Here is a 495-nt window from a genome sequence, read left to right as displayed (position 1 = left end):
TAGGGGAACCTGCGGTTGGATCACCTCCTTACCTTAAAGAACCGACCTTTGCAGTGCTCACACAGATTGTCTGATGAAAATTAGCAGTAAGAAAATCTCTGCAGGCTTGTAGCTCAGGTGGTTAGAGCGCACCCCTGATAAGGGTGAGGTCGGTGGTTCAAGTCCACTCAGGCCTACCAAATTCTTTCTGATGCCGCGTTGTGAAACGACTCGCATACTTCAGTATGCTTCACCGTTCCACGCCTTGTCTCAGCAAGAATTAAGGTGAATGAGATAACTACGATGGGGCTATAGCTCAGCTGGGAGAGCGCCTGCCTTGCACGCAGGAGGTCTGCGGTTCGATCCCGCATAGCTCCACCATCCTTACTGCAAAAACACAAGAAAACTTCAGAGTGTACCTGAAAAGGTTCACTGCGAAGTTTTGCTCTTTAAAAATCTGGATCAAGCTGAAAATTGAAACGACACACTGTTTCATTTCTCCGTAATAAGAAATGA

At 47.1% G+C, this 495-nt stretch carries 2 tRNA genes; both read left to right on the top strand.

Going from position 1 to position 495, the window contains the following annotated elements:
- Positions 1 to 102 precede the first annotated feature (102 nt).
- Positions 103 to 179 (top strand) — tRNA-Ile (locus tag OGY72_RS00790).
- 105 nt (positions 180 to 284) lie between these two features.
- A tRNA-Ala gene (locus OGY72_RS00785) sits at positions 285 to 360 on the top strand.
- Positions 361 to 495 lie beyond the last annotated feature (135 nt).

Source organism: Citrobacter sp. Cpo221 (assembly GCF_030332345.1).
In the GTDB taxonomy this organism is placed as follows: Bacteria; Pseudomonadota; Gammaproteobacteria; order Enterobacterales; family Enterobacteriaceae; genus Citrobacter; species Citrobacter portucalensis.
This window is presented reverse-complemented; position numbering and strand designations above follow the sequence as displayed.